This window comes from Vogesella aquatica, assembly GCF_028548455.1.
In the GTDB taxonomy this organism is placed as follows: domain Bacteria; phylum Pseudomonadota; class Gammaproteobacteria; order Burkholderiales; family Chromobacteriaceae; genus Vogesella; species Vogesella aquatica.
The window spans coordinates 25,601-51,986 of record NZ_JAQQLF010000022.1; the positions used below are offsets into that span (position 1 = coordinate 25,601).

24 protein-coding genes and 2 pseudogenes are annotated in these 26,386 nt (G+C 66.3%); 9 read left to right on the top strand and 17 right to left on the bottom strand.

The features are described from left to right. Positions 1–28: 28 nt before the first annotated feature. The 12 genes and pseudogenes from PQU95_RS15315 to PQU95_RS15370 form a co-directional block, all read right to left on the bottom strand. Complete coding sequence (locus PQU95_RS15315) at positions 29–1,054, bottom strand: ABC transporter permease (protein ID WP_272752815.1); 1,026 nt, start codon at positions 1,052–1,054, stop codon at positions 29–31. Beyond that, a complete protein-coding gene (locus PQU95_RS15320) occupies positions 1,051–2,583 on the bottom strand; it encodes a sugar ABC transporter ATP-binding protein (RefSeq protein ID WP_272752816.1) in 1,533 nt (510 codons plus the stop codon). Before PQU95_RS15320 ends, PQU95_RS15315 begins: the two co-directional genes overlap by 4 nt. Positions 2,584–2,746: 163 nt before the next feature. After that, complete coding sequence (locus PQU95_RS15325) at positions 2,747–3,790, bottom strand: LLM class flavin-dependent oxidoreductase (protein ID WP_272752817.1); 1,044 nt, start codon at positions 3,788–3,790, stop codon at positions 2,747–2,749. Between the two features lie 12 nt (positions 3,791–3,802). Next, the gene (locus PQU95_RS15330) at positions 3,803–4,723 is read right to left on the bottom strand and encodes an ABC transporter substrate-binding protein (RefSeq protein ID WP_272752818.1); all 921 of its coding nucleotides are present in this window, start codon (positions 4,721–4,723) and stop codon (positions 3,803–3,805) included. Between the two features lie 55 nt (positions 4,724–4,778). After that, on the bottom strand, positions 4,779–5,717 hold the full coding sequence (locus PQU95_RS15335) for an ABC transporter substrate-binding protein (RefSeq protein ID WP_272752819.1): 939 nt from the start codon (positions 5,715–5,717) through the stop codon (positions 4,779–4,781). A 69-nt stretch (positions 5,718–5,786) separates the two neighbouring features. Next, positions 5,787–6,536 carry an amino acid ABC transporter ATP-binding protein gene (locus PQU95_RS15340; RefSeq protein WP_308446614.1) on the bottom strand — a complete coding sequence of 250 codons (750 nt, stop codon included), beginning with the start codon at positions 6,534–6,536 and terminating at the stop codon, positions 5,787–5,789. A gap of 174 nt (positions 6,537–6,710) precedes the next feature. Continuing rightward, a pseudogene (locus PQU95_RS15345) lies at positions 6,711–7,598 on the bottom strand (amino acid ABC transporter permease); the annotation flags it as partial. Between the two features lie 35 nt (positions 7,599–7,633). Next, a complete protein-coding gene (locus tag PQU95_RS15350) occupies positions 7,634–8,170 on the bottom strand; it encodes a GNAT family N-acetyltransferase (RefSeq protein WP_272752820.1) in 537 nt (178 codons plus the stop codon). Continuing rightward, positions 8,163–9,383, bottom strand: coding sequence for a M20 aminoacylase family protein (locus PQU95_RS15355; RefSeq protein ID WP_272752821.1), 1,221 nt, complete (start codon positions 9,381–9,383; stop codon positions 8,163–8,165). Before PQU95_RS15355 ends, PQU95_RS15350 begins: the two co-directional genes overlap by 8 nt. Then, positions 9,383–10,720 (bottom strand): LLM class flavin-dependent oxidoreductase, encoded by a 1,338-nt coding sequence (locus tag PQU95_RS15360; RefSeq protein ID WP_272752822.1) that lies wholly within the window; start codon positions 10,718–10,720, stop codon positions 9,383–9,385. The genes PQU95_RS15355 and PQU95_RS15360 overlap by 1 nt, the downstream gene beginning before the upstream one ends. Before the next feature lie 41 nt (positions 10,721–10,761). After that, the gene (locus tag PQU95_RS15365) at positions 10,762–11,760 is read right to left on the bottom strand and encodes an MsnO8 family LLM class oxidoreductase (RefSeq protein ID WP_272752823.1); all 999 of its coding nucleotides are present in this window, start codon (positions 11,758–11,760) and stop codon (positions 10,762–10,764) included. A 102-nt stretch (positions 11,761–11,862) separates the two neighbouring features. Beyond that, a complete protein-coding gene (locus tag PQU95_RS15370) occupies positions 11,863–12,054 on the bottom strand; it encodes a hypothetical protein (RefSeq protein WP_272752824.1) in 192 nt (63 codons plus the stop codon). On the opposite strand from PQU95_RS15370, the gene PQU95_RS15375 reads away from it, so the two are divergent. Then, positions 12,053–12,400 carry a DUF3088 family protein gene (locus PQU95_RS15375; protein ID WP_272752825.1) on the top strand — a complete coding sequence of 116 codons (348 nt, stop codon included), beginning with the start codon at positions 12,053–12,055 and terminating at the stop codon, positions 12,398–12,400. The two genes, PQU95_RS15370 and PQU95_RS15375, sit on opposite strands and share 2 nt — an antisense overlap. Positions 12,401–12,511: 111 nt before the next feature. On the opposite strand, the gene PQU95_RS15380 is transcribed toward PQU95_RS15375, so the two are convergent. Further along, complete coding sequence (locus PQU95_RS15380; protein WP_272752826.1) at positions 12,512–13,033, bottom strand: VOC family protein; 522 nt, start codon at positions 13,031–13,033, stop codon at positions 12,512–12,514. 272 nt (positions 13,034–13,305) lie between these two features. Between PQU95_RS15380 and PQU95_RS15385 the strand changes: the two genes are divergently transcribed. The 6 genes and pseudogenes from PQU95_RS15385 to PQU95_RS15410 all read left to right on the top strand — a co-directional run bounded on the left by PQU95_RS15385 (position 13,306) and on the right by PQU95_RS15410 (position 18,871). Continuing rightward, positions 13,306–14,262, top strand: coding sequence for a fatty acid desaturase (locus PQU95_RS15385; protein ID WP_272752827.1), 957 nt, complete (start codon positions 13,306–13,308; stop codon positions 14,260–14,262). 90 nt (positions 14,263–14,352) lie between these two features. Then, positions 14,353–15,207, top strand: a pseudogene (gene osmF / locus PQU95_RS15390) (glycine betaine ABC transporter substrate-binding protein OsmF). A gap of 33 nt (positions 15,208–15,240) precedes the next feature. Beyond that, positions 15,241–16,386: an ABC transporter permease gene (locus tag PQU95_RS15395; RefSeq protein ID WP_272752828.1), complete on the top strand. Its 1,146-nt coding sequence runs from the start codon at positions 15,241–15,243 to the stop codon at positions 16,384–16,386. Continuing rightward, positions 16,379–17,308 carry an ABC transporter ATP-binding protein gene (locus PQU95_RS15400; RefSeq protein WP_272752829.1) on the top strand — a complete coding sequence of 310 codons (930 nt, stop codon included), beginning with the start codon at positions 16,379–16,381 and terminating at the stop codon, positions 17,306–17,308. The genes PQU95_RS15395 and PQU95_RS15400 overlap by 8 nt, the downstream gene beginning before the upstream one ends. Next, on the top strand, positions 17,305–18,069 hold the full coding sequence (locus PQU95_RS15405; RefSeq protein ID WP_272752830.1) for an ABC transporter permease: 765 nt from the start codon (positions 17,305–17,307) through the stop codon (positions 18,067–18,069). Before PQU95_RS15400 ends, PQU95_RS15405 begins: the two co-directional genes overlap by 4 nt. 1 nt (position 18,070) lies before the next feature. Continuing rightward, positions 18,071–18,871, top strand: a complete 801-nt coding sequence (locus PQU95_RS15410) for a phosphate/phosphite/phosphonate ABC transporter substrate-binding protein (RefSeq protein ID WP_272752831.1) — start codon at positions 18,071–18,073, stop codon at positions 18,869–18,871. A gap of 197 nt (positions 18,872–19,068) precedes the next feature. Here the strand turns inward: PQU95_RS15410 and PQU95_RS15415 are convergent, their stop codons facing one another. From PQU95_RS15415 to PQU95_RS15430, 4 genes are all read right to left on the bottom strand, one after another. Then, positions 19,069–20,412: an NAD(P)/FAD-dependent oxidoreductase gene (locus PQU95_RS15415; RefSeq protein WP_272752832.1), complete on the bottom strand. Its 1,344-nt coding sequence runs from the start codon at positions 20,410–20,412 to the stop codon at positions 19,069–19,071. Between the two features lie 5 nt (positions 20,413–20,417). After that, entirely contained in the window at positions 20,418–21,569 is a 1,152-nt protein-coding gene (locus tag PQU95_RS15420) for a trans-sulfuration enzyme family protein (protein WP_272752833.1), read from the bottom strand. A 54-nt stretch (positions 21,570–21,623) separates the two neighbouring features. Then, complete coding sequence (locus PQU95_RS15425) at positions 21,624–23,027, bottom strand: pyridoxal-phosphate dependent enzyme (RefSeq protein ID WP_272752834.1); 1,404 nt, start codon at positions 23,025–23,027, stop codon at positions 21,624–21,626. Between the two features lie 191 nt (positions 23,028–23,218). Beyond that, positions 23,219–24,112, bottom strand: a complete 894-nt coding sequence (locus tag PQU95_RS15430) for a homocysteine S-methyltransferase family protein (RefSeq protein WP_272752835.1) — start codon at positions 24,110–24,112, stop codon at positions 23,219–23,221. Between the two features lie 273 nt (positions 24,113–24,385). On the opposite strand from PQU95_RS15430, the gene PQU95_RS15435 reads away from it, so the two are divergent. Together PQU95_RS15435 and PQU95_RS15440 are read left to right on the top strand one after the other, a co-directional pair. Beyond that, positions 24,386–25,396, top strand: coding sequence for an isopenicillin N synthase family dioxygenase (locus PQU95_RS15435; RefSeq protein ID WP_272752836.1), 1,011 nt, complete (start codon positions 24,386–24,388; stop codon positions 25,394–25,396). A 143-nt stretch (positions 25,397–25,539) separates the two neighbouring features. Then, a complete protein-coding gene (locus tag PQU95_RS15440) occupies positions 25,540–26,364 on the top strand; it encodes a transporter substrate-binding domain-containing protein (RefSeq protein ID WP_272752837.1) in 825 nt (274 codons plus the stop codon). Positions 26,365–26,386: the final 22 nt, after the last annotated feature.

A 26,386-nucleotide genomic window follows, 5' to 3' on the forward strand; every position in this document is an offset into this window, starting at 1 on the left:
CCGTTTTTATATGAGGTAAACAGCAGGGTTAGTGGCGGCCATGGCGGCCGGCGTAGGTCAACGCCAGCGCCAGCACCAGCACCCCGCCCTTGACGAAATCCTGGGTGTAAAACGGCACGTTCAGCATCGACAGGCCGTTCAGCAGCACGCCCACCAGCACGGCGCCGACGATGGTGCCGGGCACGTTGGGGCGGCGCACATTGAGCACGGCAAAGCCGATCAGCGCCGCGCCCACGCTATCCAGCAGCAGCGCACTGCCGCCGGACACATCGCCGCGGCCAACCCGGGCGGCGATGATCAGCCCGCCCAGTGCAGCCAGCACGCCGGACAGCACGAAGGCGATGGTGCGGTAACGGGCGGTAGGCGCACCGGCCAGCCGCGCCGCTTCCTCGTTGCCGCCGGTGGCGTAGAACACGCGGCCCCAGCGGGTACGCGCCATCAGGAACCACAGCCCCAGCGCCAGCAACGCCACGATCAGCACCGGCAGCGGTACGCCCAGCAGCTCGGCGCGGCCCAGCGCCAGAAAGGCCGGGCTGAACTCGCCGTTGGCGTTGCTGCCGTCCGGCAAGATCAGGCCGGGGCTGATCGACTGCCCGCCGGTGGGAATCAGCTGCAGCCCGCCCAACAGGAACAGCGTGCCCAGCGTGGCCAGCAGGTCGGGGATACGCAGCCGCACGACCAGCAGCGCATTGAACAGCCCGATGGCAGCGCCGATGGCCAGGCCGAACGCGCCGGTAGCCAGCGCGCCCCACTGCCACACCACCATGGCGTAGCTGCTGGCGATCAGCGCCGAGGTGGCGGTGGCACCGATGGACAAATCAAAACCACCGGCAATCAGCGCTACCGTTACCGCCAGCCCCAGCAGGGCCTGGACGGCGGTGGATTGCAGGATGCTCAGCAGGTTGGCCGGCTGCAGGAAGGCCGGCTCGCGCCAGGCAAAAAACAGCAGCAGCAAAGCCAGTACGGCAAAGATCACGTAACGGCGCAGCAGCTGCGCCAGCGGCACGGCCGGCGCTGGCGCCAGGCGGCCCAGTGGCAGCGGGGTATGACTCATGACGGGGTTTCCTCCAGGTTGGCCGCAACGGCCTGTTCCAGCGATGTGATGTATTGCAGGGCGTCAGCCTGGCCCACCGGCACCGCGTGCAGCGTGTGCTCGCGCATCACCAGTACGCGGTCGGCCACCGCCAGCGCTTCTTCCAGGTCGCTGGTGGCCAGCAGCACGGCGCTGTCCGGCATGGCGCGGATGGCGGCCACCAGGTCATGGCGTGCGCCCACGTCCACGCCCTGGAACGGCTCGTCCAGCAGCAGCACGCGCGGGGCAAACTGCTGCCAGCGCGCCAGCACCACCTTTTGCTGGTTGCCGCCGGACAGCTGGTCCGGCGTGTCGCGCTCGCTATGGCAGCGGATGCCCAGGCGGGCAATCCAGTCGCGGGCGCGGGCGTCGAGTGCTTGCTGCCGGACGCGGCCGCCCGGGAACAGGCGCGCCAGGTGCGGCAGCGCCATCAGGTCGGCCAGGCTGGCGCCCAGCGTATCGGCCGGCAGAAAGCTGCTTTTCCAGCGGTCTTCGGCGGCCAGGTACACGCCGTGGGCAATGGCATGTCGCGGGTGGCGTGGCTGCCACGGCTTGCCATCCAGCCGGATGTCGCCGCCGTTCGCCGGCAGCAGGCCGAACAAGGTGTGCAGCAGGCGGGTTTTGCCGCTGCCCAGGTTGCCGGTAATGGCCACCACCTCGCCCGGCTGCAGTTGCAGCGCCAGCGGCTGCGCGCCGGGGCGCAAGCGCAAGCCGTCTACCTGCAAGCGTGGTGTGCCGGGCAAGCCCGGCCGCGGCTGCAACTGCGGCAGGCTGCCGCCCACCATGCAGGCCACGGCGGCGTCCAGGTCCAGCGGTGCGGCAAATTCGCCGGCCACGCGGCCGTTGCGCAGTACCACGGCGCGGTCGGCAATGCGGCGCAGGTCGGCCAGGCGGTGGGACACATACAGGATGGCCATGCCGGCGGCTTTCAGCTGCGCGAGCAGCGCAAACAGGCGCTCGGCCTCGCGGGCAGACAGGCTGGCGGTGGGCTCGTCCAGAATCACCAGGCTGGCACGCTCGTACAGCGCCCGTGCCAGCGCCAGCAGCTGGCGCTGCGCCGGGTTGAGGTCGGCAAAGTCGGCGTCCAGCGGCAGCTCGGGCGCCACGCTGGCGGCCACTTGCGCGGCCTCGGCCCGCAGTGCAGCCGGCGCCTGGTGCCAGGCGCTACGGCCACAGCACAAGCGCCCCAGCAACAGGTTTTCTGCCACGCTCAGCCCCGGCACGCCCAGCAAGGCGGTTTGCTGGTGCACGGTGACGATGCCGGCGGCTACCGCATCGGCCGGCGACGCCAGCTGCAGCGGGCGGCCTTGCCAGTGCAGGCTGCCCGCCCCCGGCTGCTCGGCCCCGGCCAGCAGCTTGACCAGGGTGGACTTGCCGGCACCGTTGGCCCCCATCAGCGCCACCACCTCGCCCGGATGGAGCGTGATATCCGCACCGTCCAGCGCGCGGGTGGCGCCGTAGTGTTTCAGCAGTTGCCGCGCCGATAGCAGCGGTGTGCGTGTCTGGCTCATGATGGTGGGTGGTATTAAATGGACACCCAGCGTAAAACGCCGTACCAGCCGCAACAAACAATCATTTCCGATAAAAAAATGACAATAAAAATGGCAAGGATATTCACCCGGGGAATATGCCTTGCCGTGTTGGCGCGCTAGCCGGCGCGCCGCTGCGAAAGCTTCACGCTGCCAGGCAGCTGCCCCCCTCCGCCCTGCCGGATGCCGGCTGCCAGCCCAGCACCGGGGCGATGAAATGGCGGAAGTCGTGCAGGATCTGCGCGTAATCCTGCGCCGGCAGGTCGTACGGCAATTCCAGCCGCAGCGCGTCCACCTGCTGCACGATGGGGTCGGCCAGCAGCTGCGCCACGATCTGGTGGCTGCTGCCCACCAGGTCACGCGCAAACAGGGTGCGGCGTTCGCCCTGCGGTGCCAGCGTGCGCGCCAGGCGGCTGTCGGCGTAATCCTGATAACGGCGCCGGGTGGCCGCGTCGGCACTATCGGTGGGCACGATCACCCGCCCCAGCTGGATGCGCGGCACGCCATCGCCCTGCCAGTGGCGGCGGTAGGTGTCCAGCAGCTGTTGCTGGGCGGTGTGGAAGTCGTCGCTGAGCTCGCCGCTGAGCAGATTGCCGGTCAGCAGATGAAAACCGTGCTCGGCGGCCCAGCGCGCAGAACGCTGCGAGCCGCCGCCGTACCACAGCCGTTGCGCCAGCCCCGGCGCGTACGGGTGCAGCTGCGGGCGCTGGCGCCCGGCCGGCGACTCGATAAAGGTTTCTTCGTTGCCCAGCAGCGTGCCGGACAGGTTGTCGCGCAGCCGCTGTACCCGGGTATGGGAAAAATCGATGCCGGCCGGGTCGGTATCGAACAGCCGCTCGCCCAGCAGCGCGCCGAACGGCGGTGCGCCGGCACTGAGGCCAACCTGCAGCCGGCCGCCGGCCAGCACGTCCACCGTAGCCAGGTCTTCGGCCAGCCGGAACGGGTTCTCGTAACCCATCTGGATCACGGCGCAGCCCAGCTCGATGCGGCGGGTACGCTGGCTGGCCGCGGCCAGAAAGGTGGCCGCCGACGAGATACCGCGTTCCAGATGGCGCTGGCGCACCCAGGCGCCGTCAAAGCCCAGCGCCTCGCCCTGGCTGAACAGTTGCAACGCCGCCGCCAGGCCCTGCTGCGGCGCGTCCGGCGGGTAGTTGCCGGGTGTCAGAAAGCTGATATGGCGGATAGCCATGGCACACTCCTTTTACAGTTTGGGCAAGCCCGGCGGGTTGGTTTCCGATTGCGGCAGCGCCTCGGCCTGCAGGCCCCAGCGCGCCAGCGCCTGCGCGTACTTGCCGCTGCGGATCAGGCCGTTGGTGGCCTGCGTCAGCGCCTCGGCCAGGCCGCTGCCCTTGCGGCTGGCGATGGCCACGTCGGCGGTAAGCGGCCAACCTGCATTCACCGTGCCCACCAGCCGGGTTTTGCCGTCTTTGGCGGCCTGGTAGGCCAGCGGCGAGTTGGGGTTGAATACCGCGTCTGCGCGGCCGGACAGCAAGGCGATATTACGGGCGGCCTCGTCGTCGTAATACTGCAGCTCCACCGGCTTCAGCCCTTGGGCGCGGTTACGCTGGTCCCACGCCAGCAGGATCTTTTCCTGGATGGTGCCGGAGCCGGTAATGATGCGCAGGCCGGCGATGTCGCGTGGTTCGCGCAACTGGCGGACGGGGCTGTCGGCCTTCACGTAGAAACCGTGCAGGCCCAGGCGGTAGGTGGAGAAGTCGTATTTCTCTTTACGCTGCTCGGTCACCCCCACATTGGAGATCACCGCGTCGTACTTGCCGGCGCTCAGGCCCAGCGGCCAGTCGGCCCAGGCTACCGGCTGCAACACCAGCTTCAGCCCCAGGCTGTCGGCCACCAGCTGGGCGTAGTCCGGGTCGAAGCCCACCACGGTGCGGGCGTCGGTAGCGTAGGTGGCAATCGGCGGCGCGTACGGCGCAATGGCCACGGTCAGGCTACCGGGGGTAACCGGGCGAAACGCCTTGCCGATGGCGGCAATGGCGGCCGGCTGCGGCTCGGCGCGCACCCTGCCCGCCTGTTGCGGGCTGAAATCGAACGCCGGGGCGGCGGCGTGCAGCGCGCTACTGACCAGCAGTAGCAAGGCGGCGGCGGGAAAACGCATGCTCATGATGGGCTCCGGTGAGCGCCCGGCTGGCGGCCGGGCGGATAGTCAAGACAGGGGCTTAGTTCTTCGGCAGGCCCGGCGGGTTGGTCTGCGCGCTGCTCACGGCTTCCGACGTCAGGTGCCAACGCTGCAGCACCTTGTTGTAGTTGCCGTTGGCGATTTGCGCGTTTAGCGCGGTGGTGACCGCTTGCGCCAGGCCAGCGCCCTTGCGGGTAGCCACCGCGATCTCGGCGTTCAGCGGCCAACCACCGGAGAAGGTACCGGCCAGGCGGGTCTTGCCGTCCTTGGCGGCCTGGAAGGCAGCACTGGCGTTGGGGCCGAAGTAGGCGTCGGCGCGACCGGAGGCCAGCGCGGTGCGCTGTACCACGTCATCGTCGTAGTACTGGATTTCCACCGGTTTCAGGCCGGCGGCGATGTTCTGCTGGTTCCAGCGCAGCAGGATCTGCTCCTGGTTGGTACTGGCGCCCACGATCACCTTCAGGCCGGCCACGTCTTTCGGGTCGCGAATCTGCTTCACCGGGCTGTTGCTGCGCACGTAGATGCCCAGCTGGTCTTTACGGTAGGTGGAAAAGTCGAACTTCTCCTTGCGCGCTTCGGTCACCGTCACGTTGGAAATCACCGCGTCAAACTTGCCGGACTGCAAACCCAGCGGCCAATCGGGCCACGCCACGTTCACCAGCTCCAGCTTGCGGCCCAGGCTGTCGGCCACCAGCTGGGCGATGTCGGCTTCGGCGCCGATCGGCGTCTGGCCGTCGTCGGCCAGGCCGATGATGGGCAGCGAGTAGGCGGCGGTGGCCACCGTCAGCACGCCATCCTTGGCAAAGCGTACGTCTTTGGCCAGCAGCTTGATGGCGGCGTCTACCTTGGCGGCACGCGGGCGCCCTGCCTGCTCGGGGCTGCTATCCACCTTGAAGTCGGCGGCCTGGGACGGCAGCGCAAAGGCGGCCAGGGCAAAACCGGTAGCGAAGGCAGCAAGCCATTTCTGAGAGATAGCCATATTGTTTTCCTTGTGTGTATGTCAGTGCGAAAGGTTGGCCGCAGCCCCTGCTGCGGCCGGGGGTAACGGTTACAGCACCTTGGCCAGGAAGGCGCGGGTACGCGGGTGGCGCGGGTCGCCCAGCACCTGGGCCGGCGAGCCGGTTTCCACGATGCGGCCTTGCTCCATGAACACCACGTGGTCGGCCACCTCGCGGGCAAAGCCGATCTCGTGGGTCACCACCAGCAGCGTGGTACCGCTGTGCGCCAGCTCCTTGATCACGTCCAGCACCTCGCCCACCAGCTCCGGGTCCAGCGCCGACGTCGGCTCGTCAAACAGCAATACCTTGGGTTTCAGCGCCAGCGCGCGGGCAATGGCCACGCGTTGCTGCTGGCCGCCGGACAGCTGGCGCGGGTAGGCGCCGGCCTTGTCCGCCAGCCCGACACGGGCCAGCAGCTCGCGGGCCTGGGTTTCGGCTTCGTCGCGGGCCACGCCGCGCACCGCCAGCGGCGCTTCGATGATGTTTTCCAGCACCGTCAGGTGCGGGAACAGGTTGAAGCCCTGGAACACCATGCCCACGTCGGCGCGCTGGCGCAGGATGTCGTGCTCTTTCAGCTCGTACAGGGTGTCGCCGTCGCGGCGATAGCCCACCAGCTCGCCATCGATGGCGATATAGCCCTCGTCTACCCGCTCCAGATGGTTGATGCTGCGTAGCAGAGTGGACTTGCCGGAGCCGGATGGCCCCAGGATGGCAGTGACACTGCCGGCCGGCAGGGTCAGCGACAGCTGGTCCAGTACTGTGTGGTTGCCAAAGCGTTTGCTGACGCTGTGGATGGCGATGTCGGCACCGGCGACCGGCGCGGCGGCCGTGCTGCGCTGCGCCACCACCGGCCGGGACGTAGCGGCCACTGCTGTCGCCACAGGGTTGGCCGCAGCCGGGCGCAGACGTGCCCACCATTGCCCCAGCCAGCCCGGCTCTACCTGGCGTAGCGCGCCACGGGCGTAATGGCGTTCGATATGCACCTGGATGGCCGACAGCACGGTGAGGATGATCAGGTACCACACGGTGGCCACCATCAGCAGCGGGATCACCTCCAGGTTGCGGCGGTAAATCACCTGGATGGTGTAGAACAGCTCCGGCAGCGCCAGGATGTACACGTTGGACGTGCCCTTGGCCAAGCCGATGATGTCGTTGAAGGCGGTGGGCAGGATGGTGCGCATCGCCTGCGGCAGCACAATGCGGAAAGCCTGGCGGCGGCGCGGCAGGCCCAGTGCGGCGGCGGCCTCGTGCTGGCCCTGGTCCACCGACAGAATGCCGCCACGGATGATCTCGGCCGAGAACGCGGCCTGGTTCAGCGTCAGCCCCAGCACGGCGGCGGCAAACGGGGTGATCAGCTGCGTGGTGTTCCAGCTGGCCAGCGTGATGTCGGTAAACGGCACGCCCAGCCAGATGGTTTCGTACAAATAGCCCAGATTGTTGAGCACCAGCAGCAGCACGATCAGCGGAATGGAGCGGAACAGCCACACATAGCCCCAGGACAGGCTGGCCAGCAGCGGCGAGCGCGACACCCGCGCCAGCGCCAGTACGCCACCCACGGTAAAGCCCAGCACCGCGCCCAGCACCGTCAGCAGCAGGGTACGCCCCAGCCCGACCAGCACCGGCTCGGCAAAAAACCATTCGGCAAAGATGGGCCAGCCCCAGCGCGGGTTGCTCAGTACCGAGTACAGCAAACCGCCCAGGATGGCGGCGGCCAACGCGGTGCCGGCCCAGCGCGCGCTATAGCGTGCCGGTACCACCCGCAGCTTGGCATAGGCAGCGCCATGGTCGGCGCTATGGTGCAGGCCGATACTGCCGGCCGGTGGTGCCAGCGCGATATCGCCGGCTTTGCTGATGTCTGTCATGGTGGGTGTCCTTTAATCGGGTAAAGCCAAGCGGCTCACAAGCACGGGCTGGCTTGCGCGGCGCCGTGCCGCGCGCTGGCGGTGGTGGCGCGGTCCAGCCATTTCTCGAACGGCAAGGTTTTCAGTGCTTCGTGGTCGGCGTCCGGCGCAAACAGTGCGCGGTAGCCGTGCCGCAGGTACAAGGCCACGGCCTCCGGCTGGCGGTAGCCGGTGGTGAGGTAAACGCGGCGGTAGCCCTGGCGCAGCGCCTGGCGTTCCAGCGCCTGCAGCACTTCGCCGGCCAGGCCCTGGCGGCGGTAAGCCGGGTGCGTCCAGATGCGCTTGAACTCGGCACTGTCGCCCTGCCACGGCATGAAGGCGCCGCCGGCAATGGCCTGGCCATCGCGCAGTACCAGCAGAAAATTGCCGCCGGGCGGGGCAAATACCCTGGGGGCGTAGCGGTTCATTTCCACTGCCGCGCCCTGCGGGTCGAACAGCGTGCCGTAGCGGCTGTCGTACTCGCGCAGCAGGTCGGCCAGCATCGGTGCCGCGCGCGGGTCGTCGCTGCGGGTAAACAGGTACAGGTCAGCCATGGTGCGGGCCCTCCCCTGCTGGCAGATAGCTTTCCACCAGGCTGGCCCATAGCGTGGCCGCCTGCGGCAGCACGGCGTCGTTAAAGTCGTAACGCGGGTTGTGCAGCGGGGCGGTATCGCCGTTACCGACAAACAGATAGCTGCCGGGACGCGCTTCCAGCATGAAGGCGAAGTCCTCGCTGGCGGTGCGCGGCGGGAAGGTGGCCGGCACCTGCTCGTCCCCCAGCGCCTGGCGGGCAACCTCGCGGGCAAAGCGGGTTTCGGCACCGTGGTTGTGTACCGGCGGAAAACCCAGCCGGTAATCCACCTCGGCCTCTGCCCCCAGGCTGGCGGCCTGCGCACGGGCCAGCGCCGGAATGCGCTCGGCCAGCAGCTGGCGTACCGCCGGCTTGAAGGCCCGGGCAGTCAGGCGCAAGGCCACGCTGTCCGGAATCACATTGGACGCCTGGCCGCCGTGGATGCTGCCCACGGTCACCACCGCCATCTCCAGCGGGTCCACATTGCGCGCCACCACACTTTGCAGTGCGGTAATCAGGTGGGCTGCGGCCAACACCGGGTCGGTAGCGTGCTGCGGTTCGGCACCGTGGCCACCATGGCCGTGCACGGTGATGTGGGCCTGGTCTACCGACGCCATGGCCGGGCCTTCCACGCAACCGACGTGGCCGCAACCGACGCCAGGCCAGTTGTGCAGGCCGAATACCGCGTCGCACGGGAAGCGCTCGAACAGGCCTTCTTCGATCATGCGGCGGGCGCCGGCGCCGGTTTCTTCAGCCGGCTGGAAGATCAGGTGCAGCGTGCCGTCAAAGCGACCGTGCTGCGCCAGGTACTTGGCGGCCGCCAGCAGGATGGCGGTGTGACCGTCGTGGCCGCAGGCGTGCATCACGCCGGCGTTAACACTGGCGTACGGCAGCCCGGTGGCCTCGTGGATGGGCAGCGCGTCCATGTCGGCGCGCAAGCCCAGCCGGCGGCTGCCGTGGCCGCGCTGCAGCGTACCCACCACACCGGTGCCGGCGATGCCGGTGGCAACCTGGTAGCCCCAGCCTTGCAGCAACTCGGCCACGCGGGCGCTGGTACGGTGCTCGGCAAACGCCAGCTCCGGGTGGCGGTGCAGGTCTTGCCGCAGGGCCACAAAGAAGGCGTTGTCACGCTGGATGCCGGCGCGGATTTCCGCGCTGCGCAGCGGCGGCAGCGCGGGAGGGGCAAGCTGGCTCATCAGGCGGCCCCTTGCTCGTCAGCTTGCGGCAGGCTGTAGCGGCTGGCCTTGTACGGCAGGCCCAGGTTGCCGCGCAGCGTGTCGGCGGACAACTCGCGCTGGTAGCGGCCGGCGGCTTCCAGCGCCGGCAGCACGTACTGCACGAAATCGTCCAAACCCTCGGCCACCACCGGGAAGCTCAGGATAAAGCCATCGGCGGCGCCCTCGTCCAGCCAACGCAGGATCTCGGCTGCCACCGCCTCGCCGCTGCCGACAAAATGGCTCCCCGGCGTGGCGGCTTCCAGCGCCACCTGGCGCAGGGTGAGGCCGTGTTCACGCGCACGGGCCTTGATCTGGTCGGTGGTGGAGCGGAAGCTGTTCTTGCCGATGTCGCCCAGCTCGGGGAACGGGGCATCCAGTGGGTACTGGGTAAAGTCGTGGTGATCAAAGTAGCGGCCCAGGTAAGCCAGCGCTTCTTCAATACTGAGCAGCTCGCGGATGCGCTGGAACTTGGCCTGTGCCTCCTCATCAGTAGCCGCCACCACCGGCGAAATACCGGGGAAGATTTTCACGTCGCTGCTGGCGCGGCCATGGGCTACCGCACTGGTTTTGACCTGGCGCACAAAGTCGCGGGTTTCGTCCAGCGACGGCGAGTGGGTAAACACGGCATCGGCGTACTTGCCGGCCAGCGCCACGCCGGCATCGGACGAGCCGGCCTGGAAGATCACCGGCTGGCCTTGCGGCGAGCGGCCGATATTCAGCGGCCCGGCTACCTGGAAGAAGCGGCCTTTGTGGTTCAGCGTGTGCAGCTTTTGCTTGTCGAAATACTGGCCGGTGTCACGGTTGCGCACGAAGGCGTCGTCGTCCCAGCTGTCCCACAGCCCCTGGGTAAGCTGCAGGTATTCGTCGGCAATCTGGTAGCGCAGTGCGTGCTCGGGGTGCGGGCGGCTGTAGTTCAGCGCCGTGCCTTCCAGCGGCGTGGTCACCACGTTCCAGCCGGCGCGGCCGCCGCTGATGTGGTCCAGCGAGGCAAACTGGCGGGCCACGGTGAACGGGTCGCTGTACGAGGTGGACACGGTGCCGGCCAGGCCGATCTTGCGGGTACGGGTGGCCAGCGCCGACAGGATGGTCAGCGGCTCGAAACGGTTCAGGAAGTGCGGGATGGATTTGTCGTTGATGTACAGGCCGTCGGCCACAAAGGCAAAGGCAACGCCGTTGTCTTCCGCCTTGCGTGCGGTGTCGATGTAGAAGTCCAGGTTGGTACTGGCGTCGGCCGGGCCGCTAGGGTGCTTCCACGCGTTCATGTGGCCGCCTGCGCCGTGCAGCATGATGCCGAAGGTAACGTTCTGTTTGCTCATGGTGGGGTTCCTGTCAGATCGGTTATAAGGTTGGCCGCAGCTCAGGCCAGCGCCGGCTGCCGTGCCTGCGCCAGCAGCGCAATCGACTGGCGGCGGGCGGCAAAATGGGGCACAGGGTTGTCGAGGATGAATTCACCGATGCCGTAACGCTGCTGCAGCCGCGCCAGCTCGGCGTGCACGTCGGCGGCGGTACCGGCCACCACGTGCGGGTGCTTTTCTTCCAGCCGGTAGTCGGCACTGCCGGCCTGGCGGGCGTATTCGGCTGCGGCCTCGCGGGTGGGCACATTGACGCTGCGGCCGTCGGGCAAGGTCACCTTGAACAGCTGCAGCTGGCCTACCTGCTGCTGCGCAGCCTCGCGGCTTTCGGCGGCAAAGGCGTACAAGGCCAGCGCCGGTACGCGGCCGGTGGCCTGGCGATAGGTGTCGATGCTGCGTTCCAGGTTGGCCGGGTCACCGTTGAAGTGGCCGGCAAAGGCAAAGTCCCAGCCGTAGCGGGCGGCCAGTGCCGCGCTTTCCGGGCTGCCGCCCAGCAGCACGCCCTGCAGCCGTTCGCCGGCCAGCGGCGTGGCTTGCAGCTCGGCGGGTTCGCTGTCGCGGCGGCTGTCTTCCAGCCAGGTCACCAGCTCGGCGAGCTGGGCGGCAAAGTCCGGCTTGTCGGCCTGGTGGTGATAGCGCTGCAGCGCGTTGCTGCTGAGCGGCAAGCCACCCGGGGCCTTGCCGATGCCCAGATCGACGCGGCCCGGGGCCAGGTTGGCCAAGGTGTTGAACACTTCGGCCACCTTGAACGGGCTGTAGTGCTGCAGCATCACGCCACCACTACCTACCCGGATACGGCTGGTACGCGCCAGGATGTAGGCGATCAGCACCTCGGGGGCGCTGCTGGCCAGCTGCGCGTTGTTGTGATGCTCGGCCAGCCAGAAGCGGTGATAACCCAGGTCGTCGGCCAGGCGGGCCTGCGCCACGGTGGCCGCCAGCGCCTCGGCGGCACTGAGGCCGGGGGCTTGCGGCGATTTGTCCAGCAAGGAGAGCAGATAAGCCATGTCGTTTATTTCCGATGAATCAACGAAAACCAATCTATTCCCCGAAAAACTTTATTTCAATAGTTTTTCAGCTGATTATTTCTGCAATACAAACCCGTATTTTCATAAAATGAACTGGCAAATATCACCCATTTTAAAAGCAATAATTTCGCTAAGAAGATTCACTGCTTTATTTGCCAGACATTCAGCATTGCGCGGTAAATAGCTTATGCAATAAGCTTGTTTGCCAGCCCGGATGGCACCGCCAACAATGGCGTACCCGCCGCCTGTTGCGGCCAACCCAGGACCCACCATGAGCCAAGACCTGCTAGTGCTGCTCACCCCCGGCTTCCAGCGGCCGGACCACCCTGCCGACGCCCGCTTTGTCTGCCCGCAGTGCAATATTCTCGAAGGCCTGCTGGCTGCCCAGCCGGCGCTGGCCCGGCAGCTGCAAGTGCAGCGTGTGGCCTTTCCTCGTCCGCGCGCCGAGGTGGTGGCGCTGGTGGGCGAAGAAAACCAGGGGCTGCCGCTGCTGGCGCTGGCCGCCGACAGCCCGCGCCCGGACGGCGTACGCTACGCCGGTGAGCAGGCCTTTGTGCAGGGTGCCGAACCGATTGCCGCCTACCTGGCGCAACACTACGGTGCCTTCCGCCTGAGCTGAGCCACCCGCGTAACGCACAAGGCCCATGCCGCTGGCGGCATGGGCCTTGTGTCTTTGTGGCACCGTGGAGATTGGCCGGCACGCGCCGCCAGCCAGGCTGGCGGCACTGCGCTAGGCAGCGCTGGGGTACAAGTGGCCAAAGCGGGCCAGGTCTTGCGCCCAGTCCAGCACCCGTGTCGGCTGTTGGCGGTCGGCTGGCTGCAACTCGTCTGCCGGCACCACCCAGGTCACCTCGAACAGCAAGCCGTCCGGGTCGTGGCCGTAGACGCTGCGGATGGTGCCGTGGTCTTCCTCCAGCCCCAGGCGGCCCAGCTGCGCCAGCTGGTCGCGGATGCGCTTGAGCGCCAGCAGGCTGTCGACTTCCCAGGCCAGGTGGTACAGGCCCGCTGGCGGTTCGTTGGCTGCCGGCGTCTCGCCCTGCGGGCTGAACACCCCGGCGCGTTGCTGGCCAGCGTTCTTGCTGAACAGCGCCAGGTCGTGGTCGTTATCGGAATCGGCGGCCTGGGCAAACACGGCACGCGACGGGTTGGCCGCAGGCTTGGGGCGAAAACCCAGCACCTGCTGATAAAAGGCAGTACTGCGTTCGACATCGCTGACATACAACACAGCGTGATTCAGACGGCGAATACCCATTGTTAGCTCCTTAAGTGGAATATCAAGTAAACGCCACTACTGTAGATAAACCGTCGCCGACTTCAAATCGCCAATTCTGCGCAGCATAACAATACACATTGCATTGCAAATAAAAAACAATGCAATACACACCAGACAGCGCCACAGCGGAATGGCGATCGCTGGAAATGCATTTTTTTGCATTAACTATCACGATTTTCTTGTTTTGAGCACAGCTTGCCGCGTAATACATTGGCCGCATTCCGGTTTAATCTTTCTGCCGAGGCCATTGAATGTACTGCACCCTGCAACACGCCAGCGCCCTGCCCGATACCGACCCTGCCACCCCGCGCCCGCCCGCGTGGCTGGATGGCACCAGCAACACGGCTGCCGGCCACAGCGAATGGCCTACCTGGCTGCTGATCGCCACCATTTATGGCGGCTGGATCGCTACCGTTACCAGCTGGCAGCAGCTGGGGCCATGGCTGGGCACACCACTGCTGATCGTGTTCACCTGCTGGTATCTGTCGCTGCAACACGAGCTGATTCACGGCCACCCTACCCGTCATGCCTGGTTCAACGCATTGCTGGGGCTGGCACCACTGGCGGTGTGGTACCCGTTTGCGGTGTACCGCGATACCCACCTGGCGCACCACAACGATGAGGCACTGACGCTGCCCGGCATCGACCCGGAAAGCTACTACCGCCAGAACACGCCACTGTCGGGCACCCTGCTGGCCCTGTACCGCTGGCGTAATACGGCCCCGGGGCGCCTGCTGATCGGCCCCGCCTGGGGCTGGCTGTCCACGCTGGGCGCCGCATTGCGTCACGGCGGCTGGCCGGAAGCCAGGGTGTGGCTGGGCCATGCCGTGCTGCTGGCAGCCCTGCTGTGGCTGCTGGCACAAGCAGGCATTCACCCGCTGTACTACCTGCTGGCCGTGGCTTACCCGGCGCTGGCGCTGGCCATGGTGCGCTCGTTTTATGAACACCGTGCCGCCGACGCCGCCAATGCGCGTTCGGTACTGAACGAGGCTGCCTGGCCGTGGCGGCTGCTGTTCCTGAACCTGAATTACCACCTGGTGCACCACCTGCACCCCGGCATTCCGTGGTTCCGCCTGCGCCAGGTCTACCTGACACGCCGCGCCCACTACCAGACGCATAGCGACGGCTTTGTCGAACACGGCTACCTGCCGCTGTTGTGGCGCCATCGCCGTCAGCCAGTGATTGCCGACTTTCATCCTTTTGCCTGACATCTACCAACAAGGAAGTATTTCATGACCCGTCTGACTTATCGCCTGCTGGCTGCCAGCGTGGCCACTGCCCTGCTGTCCGGTGCCGCTATGGCGGCCGAGCCCGTACGCGTGGGTTCCAAAATCGATACCGAAGGTGCGCTGCTGGGCAACATCATCCAGCAGGTACTGGAAGCCAATGGCATCAAGACCATCAGCAAGATTTCGCTGGGCAATACCAAGGTGGTGCGTGGCGCCATCACCTCGGGCGAGGTGGACATCTACCCCGAATACACCGGCAATGGCGCCTTTTTCTTTTCGGACGAAACAAACCAGGCGTGAAAACAGGCCGACGCCGGCTACCAGCTGGTGAAAAAGCTGGACCAGGAAAAAAACAAGCTGACCTGGCTGGCGCCCGCCCCGGCCAATAACACCTGGGCCATTGCCATCCGCAAGGACGTGGCCAGCGCCAACAAACTCAAAACACTGAGCGACCTGGGCCGCTACATCAGCAAGGGCGGCCAGTTCAAGTTGGCCGCATCGGCCGAGTTCATCGAGCGGGCCGACGCGCTGCCGGCATTCCAGAGCAGCTATGGCTTCAAGCTGAAGCAAGACCAGCTGCTGACGCTGGCCGGCGGGGATACTGCCGTCACCATCAAGACGGCCGCCGAGCAGACCTCCGGCGTCAATGCGGCCATGGCCTACGGTACTGACGGCCCGGTTGCCGCACTGGGTCTGGTGATTCTGGACGATGTCAAAGGCGTGCAACCCATCTACGCACCGGCACCGGTTATCCGCAGCGAAGTACTGGCCAAGCAGCCGCGCATTGCCAGCCTGCTGCAGCCGGTGTTCCGTTCGCTGGACGGCACCACGCTGCAAAAGCTGAATGCCAGCATTGCCATCGAAGGCCAGGACGCCCGCAAGGTGGCCAGCCGTTACCTGAAGAGCAAGGGCTTTATCAAATGATGCTGCGGCCAACCTCTTGCCAGCCGGGTCATCATGAAGCTGCATAGCCCCGTACGCTTGCTGCTGGCCGCCCTGCTTGTACTGGGCGCCAGCCTGGCACTGCTGACCTGGTCGCCCAACCGCCTGCTTACCGGGCAAGGGCTGGGGCTGGGCAGCTTGCAGACCGCATGGGCCGCCTGGCTCTGGCTGCCGGCCCTGCCCTTGCTGGCGGGGCCCTGGCTGCCGGAGCGGCGCGTGCTGCAATGGCTGCAACTGCTGGCCGCCGTCTTGCTCAGCAGCGTGCTGCTGGCCGTGGCCGGGCAAGAAGCCCTGCTGCGCAGTGGCGGTGAGGATTCGCTGGTGCGGGTGTCGTTTGGTGGCGGTTTCTGGCTGCTGCAACTGGCTTGCTGGCTGCAGTTATCGGAGCAATTGCGCGTGCTGGCCGACAGCGTGCCGCGACGCAGCGCGGTGGTGCTGGCCGCCCTACTGCCGCACGCGTGGCTGCTGCTGGATGGCCGGCTGGACGCGCTGTCGCTGCTGAAAGAGTACGACAACCACGGTGAAACGTTCGGCCAGGCACTGCAGCAGCACCTGCAGCTGGTGGGGTTTTCCTTGCTGCCGGCGTTGGGCATCGGCACCGCGCTGGGCGTACTGGCTTTTCGCCGCCAAGGTGTCCGCGCCTTGCTGTTCCCTGTGTTGAACGTGGTACAGACCATTCCGTCCATTGCCCTGTTCGGCTTGCTGATCGGCCCGCTGGCCTGGCTGGGCAAGCAGCTGCCCGGCTGGGGCATTGCCGGCGTGGGCATGGCACCGGCCTTGCTGGCACTTACCCTGTATTCGCTGCTGCCGATGACGCGCGGCACGCTGGCCGGCCTGGCGCAGGTGCCCGTCGCGGTACGCGATGCGGCACGCGGCATCGGGCTATCACCCTGGCAGATCTTCTGGCGGGTAGAGCTGCCGTTGGCCCTACCGGTGTTTCTGGGCGGGGTACGTGTCACCGCCGTACAGGCTGTTGGCCTGGCCGAGGTGGCCGCGCTGATCGGCGCCGGCGGCTTTGGCGCCATCATGTTCCAGGGCTTGTCCAGTAGCGCGCTCGACCTGGTGCTGCTGGGCGTGATCCCCGTGGTAGCGCTGGCCGTCAGTGTCGATACCGCTTTCAAGATCCTCATTTCCTGCCTGCGCAGGGGGCAACATGATTGAAATCCGTCACGTCAATAAATCATTCCAGGGGCAACAGGCCATCCACGACCTGAACCTCACCCTGCCCGCAGGCGAGCTCAGCGTACTGATCGGCAGCTCCGGCTCGGGCAAGTCCACCACGCTGAAAATGCTGAACCGCCTGATCGAGCCCGATAGCGGCAGCATCCTGCTGGCCGGCGAAGACATCCGCCGCCAGTCGCCAGACAGCCTGCGCCGGCGCATCGGTTATGCCATCCAGTCGGTTGGCCTGTTTCCGCACTGGACAGTGGAACAAAACATCGCCGCCGTGCCCCAGCTGCTGAAATGGCCCAAGTCGCGCATACAAGACCGCGTTACCGAGCTGCTAACGCTGCTGCAGTTACCGCCGGCACAATACCGGCAGCGCTATCCGCACCAGCTGTCCGGTGGCCAGCAACAGCGCGTGGGTGTGGCGCGGGCACTGGCCGCCGACCCGGACGTGCTGCTGATGGACGAACCCTTTGGCGCGCTGGACCCGATTACCCGCCACACGCTGCAACAGGAGCTGATCCGTATCCAGGCGCTGTCGGGCAAAACCATCGTGCTGGTGACGCACGATATCGACGAGGCGCTGCTGCTGGGCCAGCACATCGTACTGATGGAGCACGGCCGCATCGCGCAGCAAGGCAAAGCACAAGACCTGCTACTGCACCCCGCCAGCGATTTCGTGCGCCACTTTGTCGGCCAGAGCGATACCGGTATCCGCCTGCTGGGGCTGGGCAAGGTGGGCGAACGGGTGCGCCAGGGCCAGGCCAGCGGCGAGCCTATCCGTGCCGACCGCAACCTGCGCGAAGCCCTATCGCTGTTTGTCACCCGCCAGGTCACCTGCCTGCCGGTTGTTGACGAGCATGGTCAGGCTAGTGGCGTGCTGCATTTCAACGATCTGCTGGGGGCGGCCGCATGAGCCGGCTCGCCACAGGGTTGCATGCCCGTCGCTGGCTACTGGCCGGTAGTGCGCTGCTGGCAGGCTGGCTGCTGTACCTGCCACACAGCGAAGCGTGGTTTGCGCGCTGGTTTCCCGAGCTGGAACGCCCGCTGTACCAGCAGGAAGGCTTCGGCACGCTGGTACTGGCTCACCTGGGTATTGTCACGGTATCCAGCGGCATCGCCGTACTGCTGGGTGTCAGTGCCGGCCTGCTGGCCGGCAGCCGGTTTGGTCGCGCCTTTCGGCCACTGCTCGAAACCATTCTGGCCATCAGCCAGGCGCTACCACCGGTGGCGGTGCTGGCCGTAGCAGCGCCATTGGTGGGCTTTGGCAGCACACCGGCGCTGATTGCGCTGATCCTGTACGGCCTGCTACCGGTTACCCAGGGTACGCTCACCGGCATGGACTCGGTCGACCGTGACACCCAGGCCGTGGCACAAGGCCTGGGCATGACACGGCTGCAGATACTGCGCCACGTCACGCTGCCGCTGGCGGCGCCGGTGATGCTGGCCGGCGTGCGCACTGCGGTGGTGATCAACATCGGCACCGCCGCCATCGCGTCGACGGTGGGGGCCAAAACGCTGGGGCTGCCCATCATCGTCGGGCTCAGCGGCTTCAACACCGCCTACGTCATCCAGGGTGCCGTGCTGGTGGCGCTGCTCGCCATCGTGGCCGACCAGCTGTTCGAATGGCTGGAAGAACGCGTGACACCGCACCTTCCGGCGCGGGCAGGCAGCTGACATGCGTGTCAGCCTGCCGATGTACCCGCTGGACGACCGCGCCAGCCACACCTACTGGTGCTGGCTGCGCGACCGGCTAGTATCCGCTGGCCTGGGACAAGAACATGAGCTGCCACTGCAGTTGGCCGCACCAGGCGACTACTTCTCCCATTGGCAGCAGCCCGACCTGCTGCTGAGCCAGACCTGCGGCTACCCGCTGGTTACCTTGCTGCAGGGGCAGGTACAGCTGGTAGGCGTGTTCCACTACCACGTTGCCGGCTGCGAACACGGCGACTATCACAGTGACATTGTCGTGCGCCACGACGACAGCCGGCAGACGCTGGCGCAATTTCGCGGCACACGCGTGGCCTGCAACGAGCCACACTCGCAGTCCGGCTACCACGCCCTGCGCACGACGATTGCGCCGCTTTCGGACGGCACGCCGTTCTTCAGCCAGCTGCGATTCAGCGGCAGCCACCACGCGTCGGCCCGGCAGGTAGCGGCAGGCGAAGCCGATATTGCAGCGCTGGACTGCGTCAGCGCTGCCCTGCTGCGCCAGCGCGACCCGGCCACGTTCAGCCGGCTGCGCCTGCTGCAGCGCACCGCCCCCACCCCGGGCCTGCCGCTGATTACCTCGCAGCGCACCGCCCCCGCTCAGTTGGCCGCCTTGCAGGGTTTACTAGCGGACAGCATGCAGGAGCCAACGTTGGCCGCCGCACTGGCCACCATGGGCATACTCGGCTTCAGCCGGCGCCAGCTGGCCGATTACCAGTGCATACGGCAGCAGGCTGAACGGCACGCCGGCATCGTGCTGGCCGCCTGACACAATCAACCGGCCACAGCTAGCAGCCGGGCAAGCCGCTGGCAATCAAGCAGCCGGGGTTTTAGCAAACGGATCACGCCACACGCCATCAGCCAGGGCGTCCGCCGCCCCTCCTGGTCATGACAAAGCCTGTTTGCAACGCAAACAGGCTTTGTCATGACGCTCTCCGCCCCTGCCCGTAACGGGGCATAGCGGGGTCAGATCACATCCGGGTCGATGAACAGACGTTGGCCGCGCACCAGGCGTGACAGCGCAAACGGCGCCGGGTCGACCGGTGGCGGGCTATCCAGCAGCAGGCTGGCGGCCAGCTCACCGGCACCAGGGCCGATGCCGAAACCGTGGGCGCTGAAACCGGTGGCCACCACCAGGCCTGGCAAAGCGGCCACGCGGGAAATGACGGGGATCAGATCGGGCGTCACATCAATGCGCCCACCCCAGCTGTGGGCAATCGCCAGCCCCGCCGCCTGCGGCAACTGCCCTTGCAGGCGGGCCAGCGCCTTGGCTGCGACGCGGCGATCGGGCACCACGCGGTAGATGCGCTCGGCCTCGTAGCGCGACGCTTGCTGTGGCGGGCGCCGTTGGCCGTCGCGCCAGGCCTGCCAGAAACGCCGCGGGCTGATATCCAGCCGCAGGCCGCGCCAGTGACGGCGCAGCAAGGGCAAAAAGTCGCGCGCAAAGCGCAGCGTATCGGGCAACAAGAGCACCCGCTCGTCTTCGCGCAGGGTTAGCGTGTGGCCGCCGTCCTCGCGGCGGCGCAAGCAGAAATCGGCGGCGCAGAAGGTGCCGGGCACCAAGGCCGGCCCCGGCGTGGTGGTGGCCACGGTGGCGTGTACCGGCAATTGCGGCAGCCGGATGCCCGCGTCGCGCAGCAGGCCCGTGGACCATACCCCCGCCGCCAGCAGCACCTTGCCGGCGCGCAACGGCCCGTGTTCGGTGTGCACGCCCAGCAGCTGGCCGTCTTGCTGCCACAAGGCGCGTACCGCAGTGTCTTGTAATACGACGGCGCCGGCAGCCCGCGCCGCGCTGGCGAGGCGCGGTACGGCAATGGCGGGCTCGGCCCGTGCATCATCCGGCGTGGCAATGCCCCCCAGCCACGGTGCGTCGCGGCTTGGTAGAAACGCCGCCGCCGCCGCGGCGTCCAGCTCGTCCACGCGGATGCCGGCGGCGCGGCCACGTACCGCCCAGCGCTGCCAGCGCGCCAGTTCCGCCGCGTCACGGGTCAGGCTGACCAGGCCGCTACGGCGAAAGCCCAGCGCCAACCCCAGCTCGTCCTGCCACTGCTGCCACAGCGCCAGGCTGCGTACGATCAGCGGCAGTTCGCGCCGGTCGCGGCCCTGCTGCCGTACCCAGCCCCAGTTGCGGCTGGATTGTTCCGCCGCCACCCGGCCTTTTTCCAGCAGCACCACGCGCACGCCCTGCCGCGCCAGCACCAGCGCCGTACTCACCCCGATGATGCCGCCGCCGATAATGGCGACGTCGGTTTCGGCTGGCAATACGCCGGCATCGGGCAGGGTTTCCAGTGGCTGGTCCAGGCGGGTCATGCGTTTTACCCCTTCAGGGCGTGGTCAAGGTCGGCAATCAGTGCGGCTTCGGATTCGATACCCACCGACAGGCGGATAAGGTTATCACCGATACCCAGCACGGCGCGGCGCTCGGCCGGTACCGATGCGTGGGTCATCGCCACCGGCACGCACACCAGGCTTTCCACGCCGCCCAGGCTTTCGGCCAGCGTAAACAGCTTGCTGCGCGCCAGCACGGCCTTCACCTCTGCCGCGCCACCCTGCAGGTAGAACGACACGATGCCGCCAAAGTGGTGCATCTGCTGTTTGGCCAGCGCGTGCTGCGGGTGGCTTTCCAGCCCCGGGTACAGCACGCGTTCCACACGCGGGTGCTGCTCCAGCCAGCGCGCAATGGCCAGTGCGTTACGGCTGTGCTGCTCCACGCGCAGTGCCAGCGTGCGGATACCGCGCAGCACCAGGAAGCTGGAGAACGGGTCCAGGATGGCGCCGGTGGCGTTGTGCAAGAAGGCCAGCTGCTCGGCCAGGTCGGCGCGCTGCGACGATACCGCTGCCACACCGGCTACCACGTCGGAGTGGCCATTCAGATACTTGGTGGCCGAGTGCAGCACGATGTCGAAGCCGTAGTCCAGCGGGCGCTGGATGACCGGCGAGGCAAAGGTGTTGTCGGCAACGGCAATCAGCTGGTGACGGCGTGCAATCGCCGCCAGCTGTGCCAGGTCGGCCAGGCGGTTCAGCGGGTTGGACGGCGTTTCTACCCACAGCATGCGGGTGTTCGGCTGGATGGCAGCTTCCAGTGCCGCCGGGTCGTCGGACGGTACGTAGCTGATGCTCAGTTGCGCCGAGCGGCTGCGCACGCGGTCGAACAGGCGCACCGAGCCGCCGTACAGGTCGTCGATGGCGACGATATGGCTACCGGCCGGCAGCAGGTCCAGCACGGTGGCAATGGCAGCCAGGCCGGAGCTGAAGGCGTAGCCGCGGCTGCCGTTTTCCAGCTCGGCTACAGCGCGTTCCAGCGCTTCGCGGGTGGGGTTCTGGCTACGCGAGTATTCGTAGCCGGTATGTTCACCCGGCGCGTGCTGGCGGTAGGTGGAGGTGGCGTAGATCGGCGGGATAACGGCGCCGAAGGCGTCGTCGTGCAGGCCGGCAATCACCGACAGGGTGTGGAAATCAGTGCTCATGATATGTCCTTGCGTATCGGGGCAGCCACCGCGCAGCAGCGGCTGTTAACGGGTTCAGGCTGCGCCAACGCGCTGGCGCCAGTAGGTCAGCAGGTCGCTCTGGGTAATCAGGCCCAGGTAGCGTGTGCCGTCGATGACGATGGCGATGTGGCCGTTATTGAACACCAGCAGCAGGTCTTGCAGCGAGGCATTGGGCGACAGCGTCTCCACATTGCTGCTCATCGCGGTAAACACCGGCTGGTGGAAGTTTTCCGGCTCGCCGTGTACCGACATCAGCAGGTCCCACTCGTCGATCAGGCCGATGACGCGGCCAGCGTCGATCACCGGCAGCTGCGACACGTCGTGCAGGCGCATGCGCTGGTACACCACGGTCAGCGGCTCGTCCGGCTGGCACACCACGCTGTGGCCCTGGTCGTGACGGCGGGCGATGAGGTCGGTGATATTGCCCACCTGCGGCGGCTGGTGCAGGCCCTGGTCGAACAGCCAGAAGTCGTTGTACATCTTGGACAGGTACTTGTTGCCGCTGTCGCAGACAAAGGTCACCACCCGTTTGGGCGTGGTCTGCTCGCGGCAATACTGCAGCGCGGCGGCCAGCAGCGTGCCGGTAGACGAACCGCCAAGAATGCCTTCGTGGCGCAGCAGGTCGCGCGCGGTGTCGAAGCTCTCGCGGTCGCTGATGCGGTAGCTGCGGCCAACCTTGTCAAAGCGGGCCAGCGGCGGGATGAAGTCCTCGCCGATGCCTTCCACCAGCCAGCTGCCTACCGCGCCGTACTGGCCGTGCTCGATATGGTCTGCCAGGATCGAGCCTTGCGGGTCGGCCAGCACGAACTCGGTGTGTGGCGATACCTGGTCGAAGTAGCGGCTCAGGCCGGTCAGCGTGCCGCTGGAGCCGACGCCCACCACGATGGCATCCACCTGGCCGTCCAGCTGCTGCCAGATTTCCGGGCCGGTGGTGGTTTCATGCGCCAGCGGGTTGGCCGCGTTATTGAACTGGTCGATATAGAACGCCCCAGGGGTGGTGGCCGCCAGCTGCGCGGCGCGGTCCTGGTAGTAATCGGGGTCGCCCTTGCCCACGTCGGAACGGGTCAGCACCACCTGGGCGCCCAGCGCCTGCAGATGCAGCACTTTTTCGCGGCTCATCTTGTCGGGCACGACCAGGATCAGGCGGTAGCCTTTCTGCGACGCCACCAGCGCCAGGCCCAGGCCGGTATTGCCGGCAGTGGCTTCAATGATGGTGCCGCCCGGCTGCAGGCGGCCGTCGCGTTCGGCTGCCTCGATCATGGACAACGCTACGCGGTCCTTGATGGAGCCGGCCGGGTTCTGGTTTTCCAGCTTCAGATACAACTCGCAGGGGCCGGTATCGAGATGGCGCACCCGCAGCAAGGGGGTGTTGCCGATCATGTCGAGCACGCCGGCAGCGGGTTTGCCCAGCGCGGGGCGCAGGGAAAGGTCAGTCATGGTTTGCTTCCTTGAAAACATCTGGCATGGGGCCGTCAGCCCTCTTTTGGCGGGGCCGATCGGTACGGGTGAGAGGCAGGCCAACTGCCCTGCCTCATCACGGCGCGCAGTCTAACCAGCCATCCAAGAAATAAAAAACAATATAGATTGGATTTTTTATTACTTATTCATCTATAGGGGCAAGCTGCCGGCTAGGCCAGCGCCTGCGACAGCTGCGCAATGTGCGCCGGGCTGATACCGCAGCAACCGCCTACGATGCCGGCGCCCTCCGCTACCCATTGTTGCGCCCAGCCCAGATAGCTGTCCGGCCCCAGGTCGGCGCGGATCTCGTCCAGTGTGGCATTGGCTTTGGCATCCTTCGGCGTTGGTGGAAAGGCATTGGCGTAGACCCCCAGCGCCAGCGCTGTGCCCTGCTGTTGCTGCACCGCCCGCGCCGCTTGCAGCGCGGCCGACATCACCTCGGGCTGGCTGCAATTGAACAGCACCGCCGCCGCCCCCAGCCGGATGGCAGCGGCCACGGCGTCGGCCACGGTTTCGCCGCTGCGCAGCCGGGCCGCGTCCTGCACCGCGTCGTCCTGCAAGGTAAACGACAGCCACAGCGGTTTATCGCTGTCGCCCAGCGCGGCTTTTACCGCTTCCACCTCGGCAATCGAGCTCTGCGTTTCTGCCAGCCACACATCCACATGCGGTGCCAGGCCGGCAATCAGTACGCGATGGATGGCCTGCGACTGCTCGGCGTCGAACAGGTCGGGCCGGTACGAGCCCAGCGCCGGCGGTAGCGAGCCGGCCACCGTCACCGGCTGCGCTGCACGGCTTGCACTGCGCCGCGCCAGCTGGCCCGCCAGTGCGGCCAACTGCTGGCCATCGCGGGCAAAGCGCTGCTCGCCGATGTGGAACGGCACCACGGCGTAGCTATTGGTCGTGATGACGCGGGCGCCGGCCTGCACGAAGGCGTCGTGCGCCTGTTCGACAAAATGCGGTGCCTCCCACAGCGCCAGCGCCGACCATTCCGGCTGCCGAAACGGGGCGCCAATGCGTTTCAGTTCGCGGCCCATGCCGCCATCCAGAATCAGTGTTTTGCTCATGGTTATCCCTTTGATGGTAGGTGGCCGCCACGGTCTGTCGCCGTGGCAGCACGGACTTTATATAACCATTTGTCGCAGTCTTGCAATTGATTAATTTCTTTTTGATCTATAAGATATTTGACAGCACCTCGACGCCACAAGGCAGAAAAACCTTTCAAAGCATTGCCTTACGGAATAAATGAGCGATGTGCGGTGGCGGAGCCGGCACCACAAGGCAGGGGACAGCTGCCAGCCGCCCGCCACGTAACCCCTTACCATGCCAGGAGTAAAACCATGAGCCAGACCCGCCTCCCCCTGCTGGATCTTTCCCAGTTCCACGCCGGCGGCCAAGCGCGCCAGCAGTTCCTGCAACAGCTACGCCACGCCGCACGCGAAGTGGGCTTTTTCTATCTGGCCGGCCACGGCATCAGCCCGCAGCTGGAGCAGGATGTGCTGTCGGTATCGCGCCAGTTCTTCGCCCTGCCGCAACAGCAGAAAGACCAGGTAGCGATGGTGAATTCGCCGCACTTTCGCGGTTACACCCGCGTCGGCGGCGAGCTGACGCTGGGCAAACCCGACTGGCGCGAGCAGTTCGACGTGATGCGCGAAGCCCCTACGGTAAAGCTGCACTACGGCGAACAGCCGTGGCTGCGCCTGCAAGGCCCCAACCAGTGGCCGGATGCCCTGCCCGCCATGCGCGACACCATCCTGGCCTGGCAAGACCAGCTGACCGACGTCAGCACCACCCTGCTGCACGCCTTTGCCATTGCGCTGGAACAGGAAGAGCACGTGTTCGACCACACCATCCGCAACGGCCCGTTCCAGCACCTGAAGCTGATCCGCTACCCCGGCCGCCAGCCGGGCGAAAGCGACCAGGGCGTAGGCGCCCACAAGGACGCCGGCTACCTGACGCTGGTACTGCAGGGCGACGAGCCGGGGCTGGAAGTGCTGCTGGACGGCGAGTGGGTACTGGCCACCCCGATACCAGGCACCTTCGTGGTGAACATCGGCGAGCTGCTGGAGCTGGCGTCCAATGGTTACCTGAAAGCCACGCTGCACCGCGTGGTGAGCCCGGCGCCCGGCATTGCCCGCCTGTCCACCGCCTTCTTCATGGCCGCCCAGCTGGACGCCGACGTGCCGCTGCTAAAGCTGCCGCCGCACCTGGCAGCAGAAGCCAAAGGCCCGGCCAGCGACCCGGCCAACCCCTTGTTCTACCAGGTTGGCCGCAATGTGCTGAAAGGCCGCTTGCGCTCGCACGTAGACGTAGCCGACGCCCACTACGGCGATCTGGAGGCGGTACTGTAAACCAGCGCACAGGCCCGCCCTGGCAACGGCCGCAAGCGGGCCAGCCGCATAACATAATTACAATAAGTTATAAATAATCAATTGTTATGTAATTTTTTATTATATAAGATCGCCACATACCCAGAATGGCAAAAGGACAAGACATGACCCTGAAACAGCCCACCACCCTGCTGGCACTGAGCCTGGCGCTACTGGCCGGCGCCAGCCAGGCAGGCACCACCCTCGACCGCATCCAGAAAAACGGCGAACTGCGCGGCGTGTTGCTGGAAAGCTACCCGCCGTATTCCTTCCTCAACGCCCAGAACCAGCTGGATGGCTTTGACGTGGACGTAGCCAAGGCCGTGGCCAAGAAACTGGGGGTCAAGCTCAAGCTCGATACCCCGTCGTGGGAAGTGATCGCCGCCGGTAACTGGGGCGCGCGCTGGGATATCTGCATCTGCTCGATGACGCCAAACAAGGAACGCGCCCAGGTGCTGGATTTCCCGGTGTTCTACTACAACTCGCCGGCTGTGCTGGTAGCCAACGCCGCCGACAACAAAACCCGCAGCCTGAAAGACCTGGAAGGCAAGAAGGTGGCGGTACAGCAAGGCTCCAGCTACGAAAGCTACCTGCAGAAAAAACTGGCCATCGATGCCCCGGGCGCGGTACAGCCCGGCTACCCGTTCCAGCGCATCGGCATTGCGCCGTACGACAGCGAAGAGCTGGCCTTCCAGGACCTGGCGCTGGGCGCCGGCAAGCGGGTGGACGCGGTAATTTCCAACCTGGTGACCGCGCGCGAGCGTATCCAGAAAACCGGCAAGTTCCGCATTGTGGGCAGCCCGCTGTACCAGGAGCCGAACTGGGTCGCCGTAGCCAGGGGCGACGCGGCGTGGAATGCCCGCGTGAAGCAGGTGTTTGCCCAGCTGAAGCAGGACGGCACCCTGGCGGCCATCAGCAAAAAATGGATAGGCAGCGACATTACCCGCTAAGCCCCCGCCACCACGCCGGGCA

What these genes read in the sequence shown, in the direction of transcription:
- PQU95_RS15315 (WP_272752815.1), bottom strand. Translation starts at nt 1,054, where the DNA reads ATGAGTCATACCCCGCTGCCACTGGGCCGCCTGGCGCCAGCGCCGGCC.
- PQU95_RS15320 (WP_272752816.1), bottom strand. Translation starts at nt 2,583, where the DNA reads ATGAGCCAGACACGCACACCGCTGCTATCGGCGCGGCAACTGCTGAAA.
- PQU95_RS15325 (WP_272752817.1), bottom strand. Translation starts at nt 3,790, where the DNA reads ATGGCTATCCGCCATATCAGCTTTCTGACACCCGGCAACTACCCGCCG.
- PQU95_RS15330 (WP_272752818.1), bottom strand. Translation starts at nt 4,723, where the DNA reads ATGAGCATGCGTTTTCCCGCCGCCGCCTTGCTACTGCTGGTCAGTAGC.
- PQU95_RS15335 (WP_272752819.1), bottom strand. Translation starts at nt 5,717, where the DNA reads ATGGCTATCTCTCAGAAATGGCTTGCTGCCTTCGCTACCGGTTTTGCC.
- PQU95_RS15350 (WP_272752820.1), bottom strand. Translation starts at nt 8,170, where the DNA reads ATGGCTGACCTGTACCTGTTTACCCGCAGCGACGACCCGCGCGCGGCA.
- PQU95_RS15355 (WP_272752821.1), bottom strand. Translation starts at nt 9,383, where the DNA reads ATGAGCCAGCTTGCCCCTCCCGCGCTGCCGCCGCTGCGCAGCGCGGAA.
- PQU95_RS15360 (WP_272752822.1), bottom strand. Translation starts at nt 10,720, where the DNA reads ATGAGCAAACAGAACGTTACCTTCGGCATCATGCTGCACGGCGCAGGC.
- PQU95_RS15365 (WP_272752823.1), bottom strand. Translation starts at nt 11,760, where the DNA reads ATGGCTTATCTGCTCTCCTTGCTGGACAAATCGCCGCAAGCCCCCGGC.
- PQU95_RS15375 (WP_272752825.1), top strand. Translation starts at nt 12,053, where the DNA reads ATGAGCCAAGACCTGCTAGTGCTGCTCACCCCCGGCTTCCAGCGGCCG.
- PQU95_RS15370 (WP_272752824.1), bottom strand. Translation starts at nt 12,054, where the DNA reads ATGGTGGGTCCTGGGTTGGCCGCAACAGGCGGCGGGTACGCCATTGTT.
- PQU95_RS15380 (WP_272752826.1), bottom strand. Translation starts at nt 13,033, where the DNA reads ATGGGTATTCGCCGTCTGAATCACGCTGTGTTGTATGTCAGCGATGTC.
- PQU95_RS15385 (WP_272752827.1), top strand. Translation starts at nt 13,306, where the DNA reads ATGTACTGCACCCTGCAACACGCCAGCGCCCTGCCCGATACCGACCCT.
- PQU95_RS15395 (WP_272752828.1), top strand. Translation starts at nt 15,241, where the DNA reads ATGAAGCTGCATAGCCCCGTACGCTTGCTGCTGGCCGCCCTGCTTGTA.
- PQU95_RS15400 (WP_272752829.1), top strand. Translation starts at nt 16,379, where the DNA reads ATGATTGAAATCCGTCACGTCAATAAATCATTCCAGGGGCAACAGGCC.
- PQU95_RS15405 (WP_272752830.1), top strand. Translation starts at nt 17,305, where the DNA reads ATGAGCCGGCTCGCCACAGGGTTGCATGCCCGTCGCTGGCTACTGGCC.
- PQU95_RS15410 (WP_272752831.1), top strand. Translation starts at nt 18,071, where the DNA reads ATGCGTGTCAGCCTGCCGATGTACCCGCTGGACGACCGCGCCAGCCAC.
- PQU95_RS15415 (WP_272752832.1), bottom strand. Translation starts at nt 20,412, where the DNA reads ATGACCCGCCTGGACCAGCCACTGGAAACCCTGCCCGATGCCGGCGTA.
- PQU95_RS15420 (WP_272752833.1), bottom strand. Translation starts at nt 21,569, where the DNA reads ATGAGCACTGATTTCCACACCCTGTCGGTGATTGCCGGCCTGCACGAC.
- PQU95_RS15425 (WP_272752834.1), bottom strand. Translation starts at nt 23,027, where the DNA reads ATGACTGACCTTTCCCTGCGCCCCGCGCTGGGCAAACCCGCTGCCGGC.
- PQU95_RS15430 (WP_272752835.1), bottom strand. Translation starts at nt 24,112, where the DNA reads ATGAGCAAAACACTGATTCTGGATGGCGGCATGGGCCGCGAACTGAAA.
- PQU95_RS15435 (WP_272752836.1), top strand. Translation starts at nt 24,386, where the DNA reads ATGAGCCAGACCCGCCTCCCCCTGCTGGATCTTTCCCAGTTCCACGCC.
- PQU95_RS15440 (WP_272752837.1), top strand. Translation starts at nt 25,540, where the DNA reads ATGACCCTGAAACAGCCCACCACCCTGCTGGCACTGAGCCTGGCGCTA.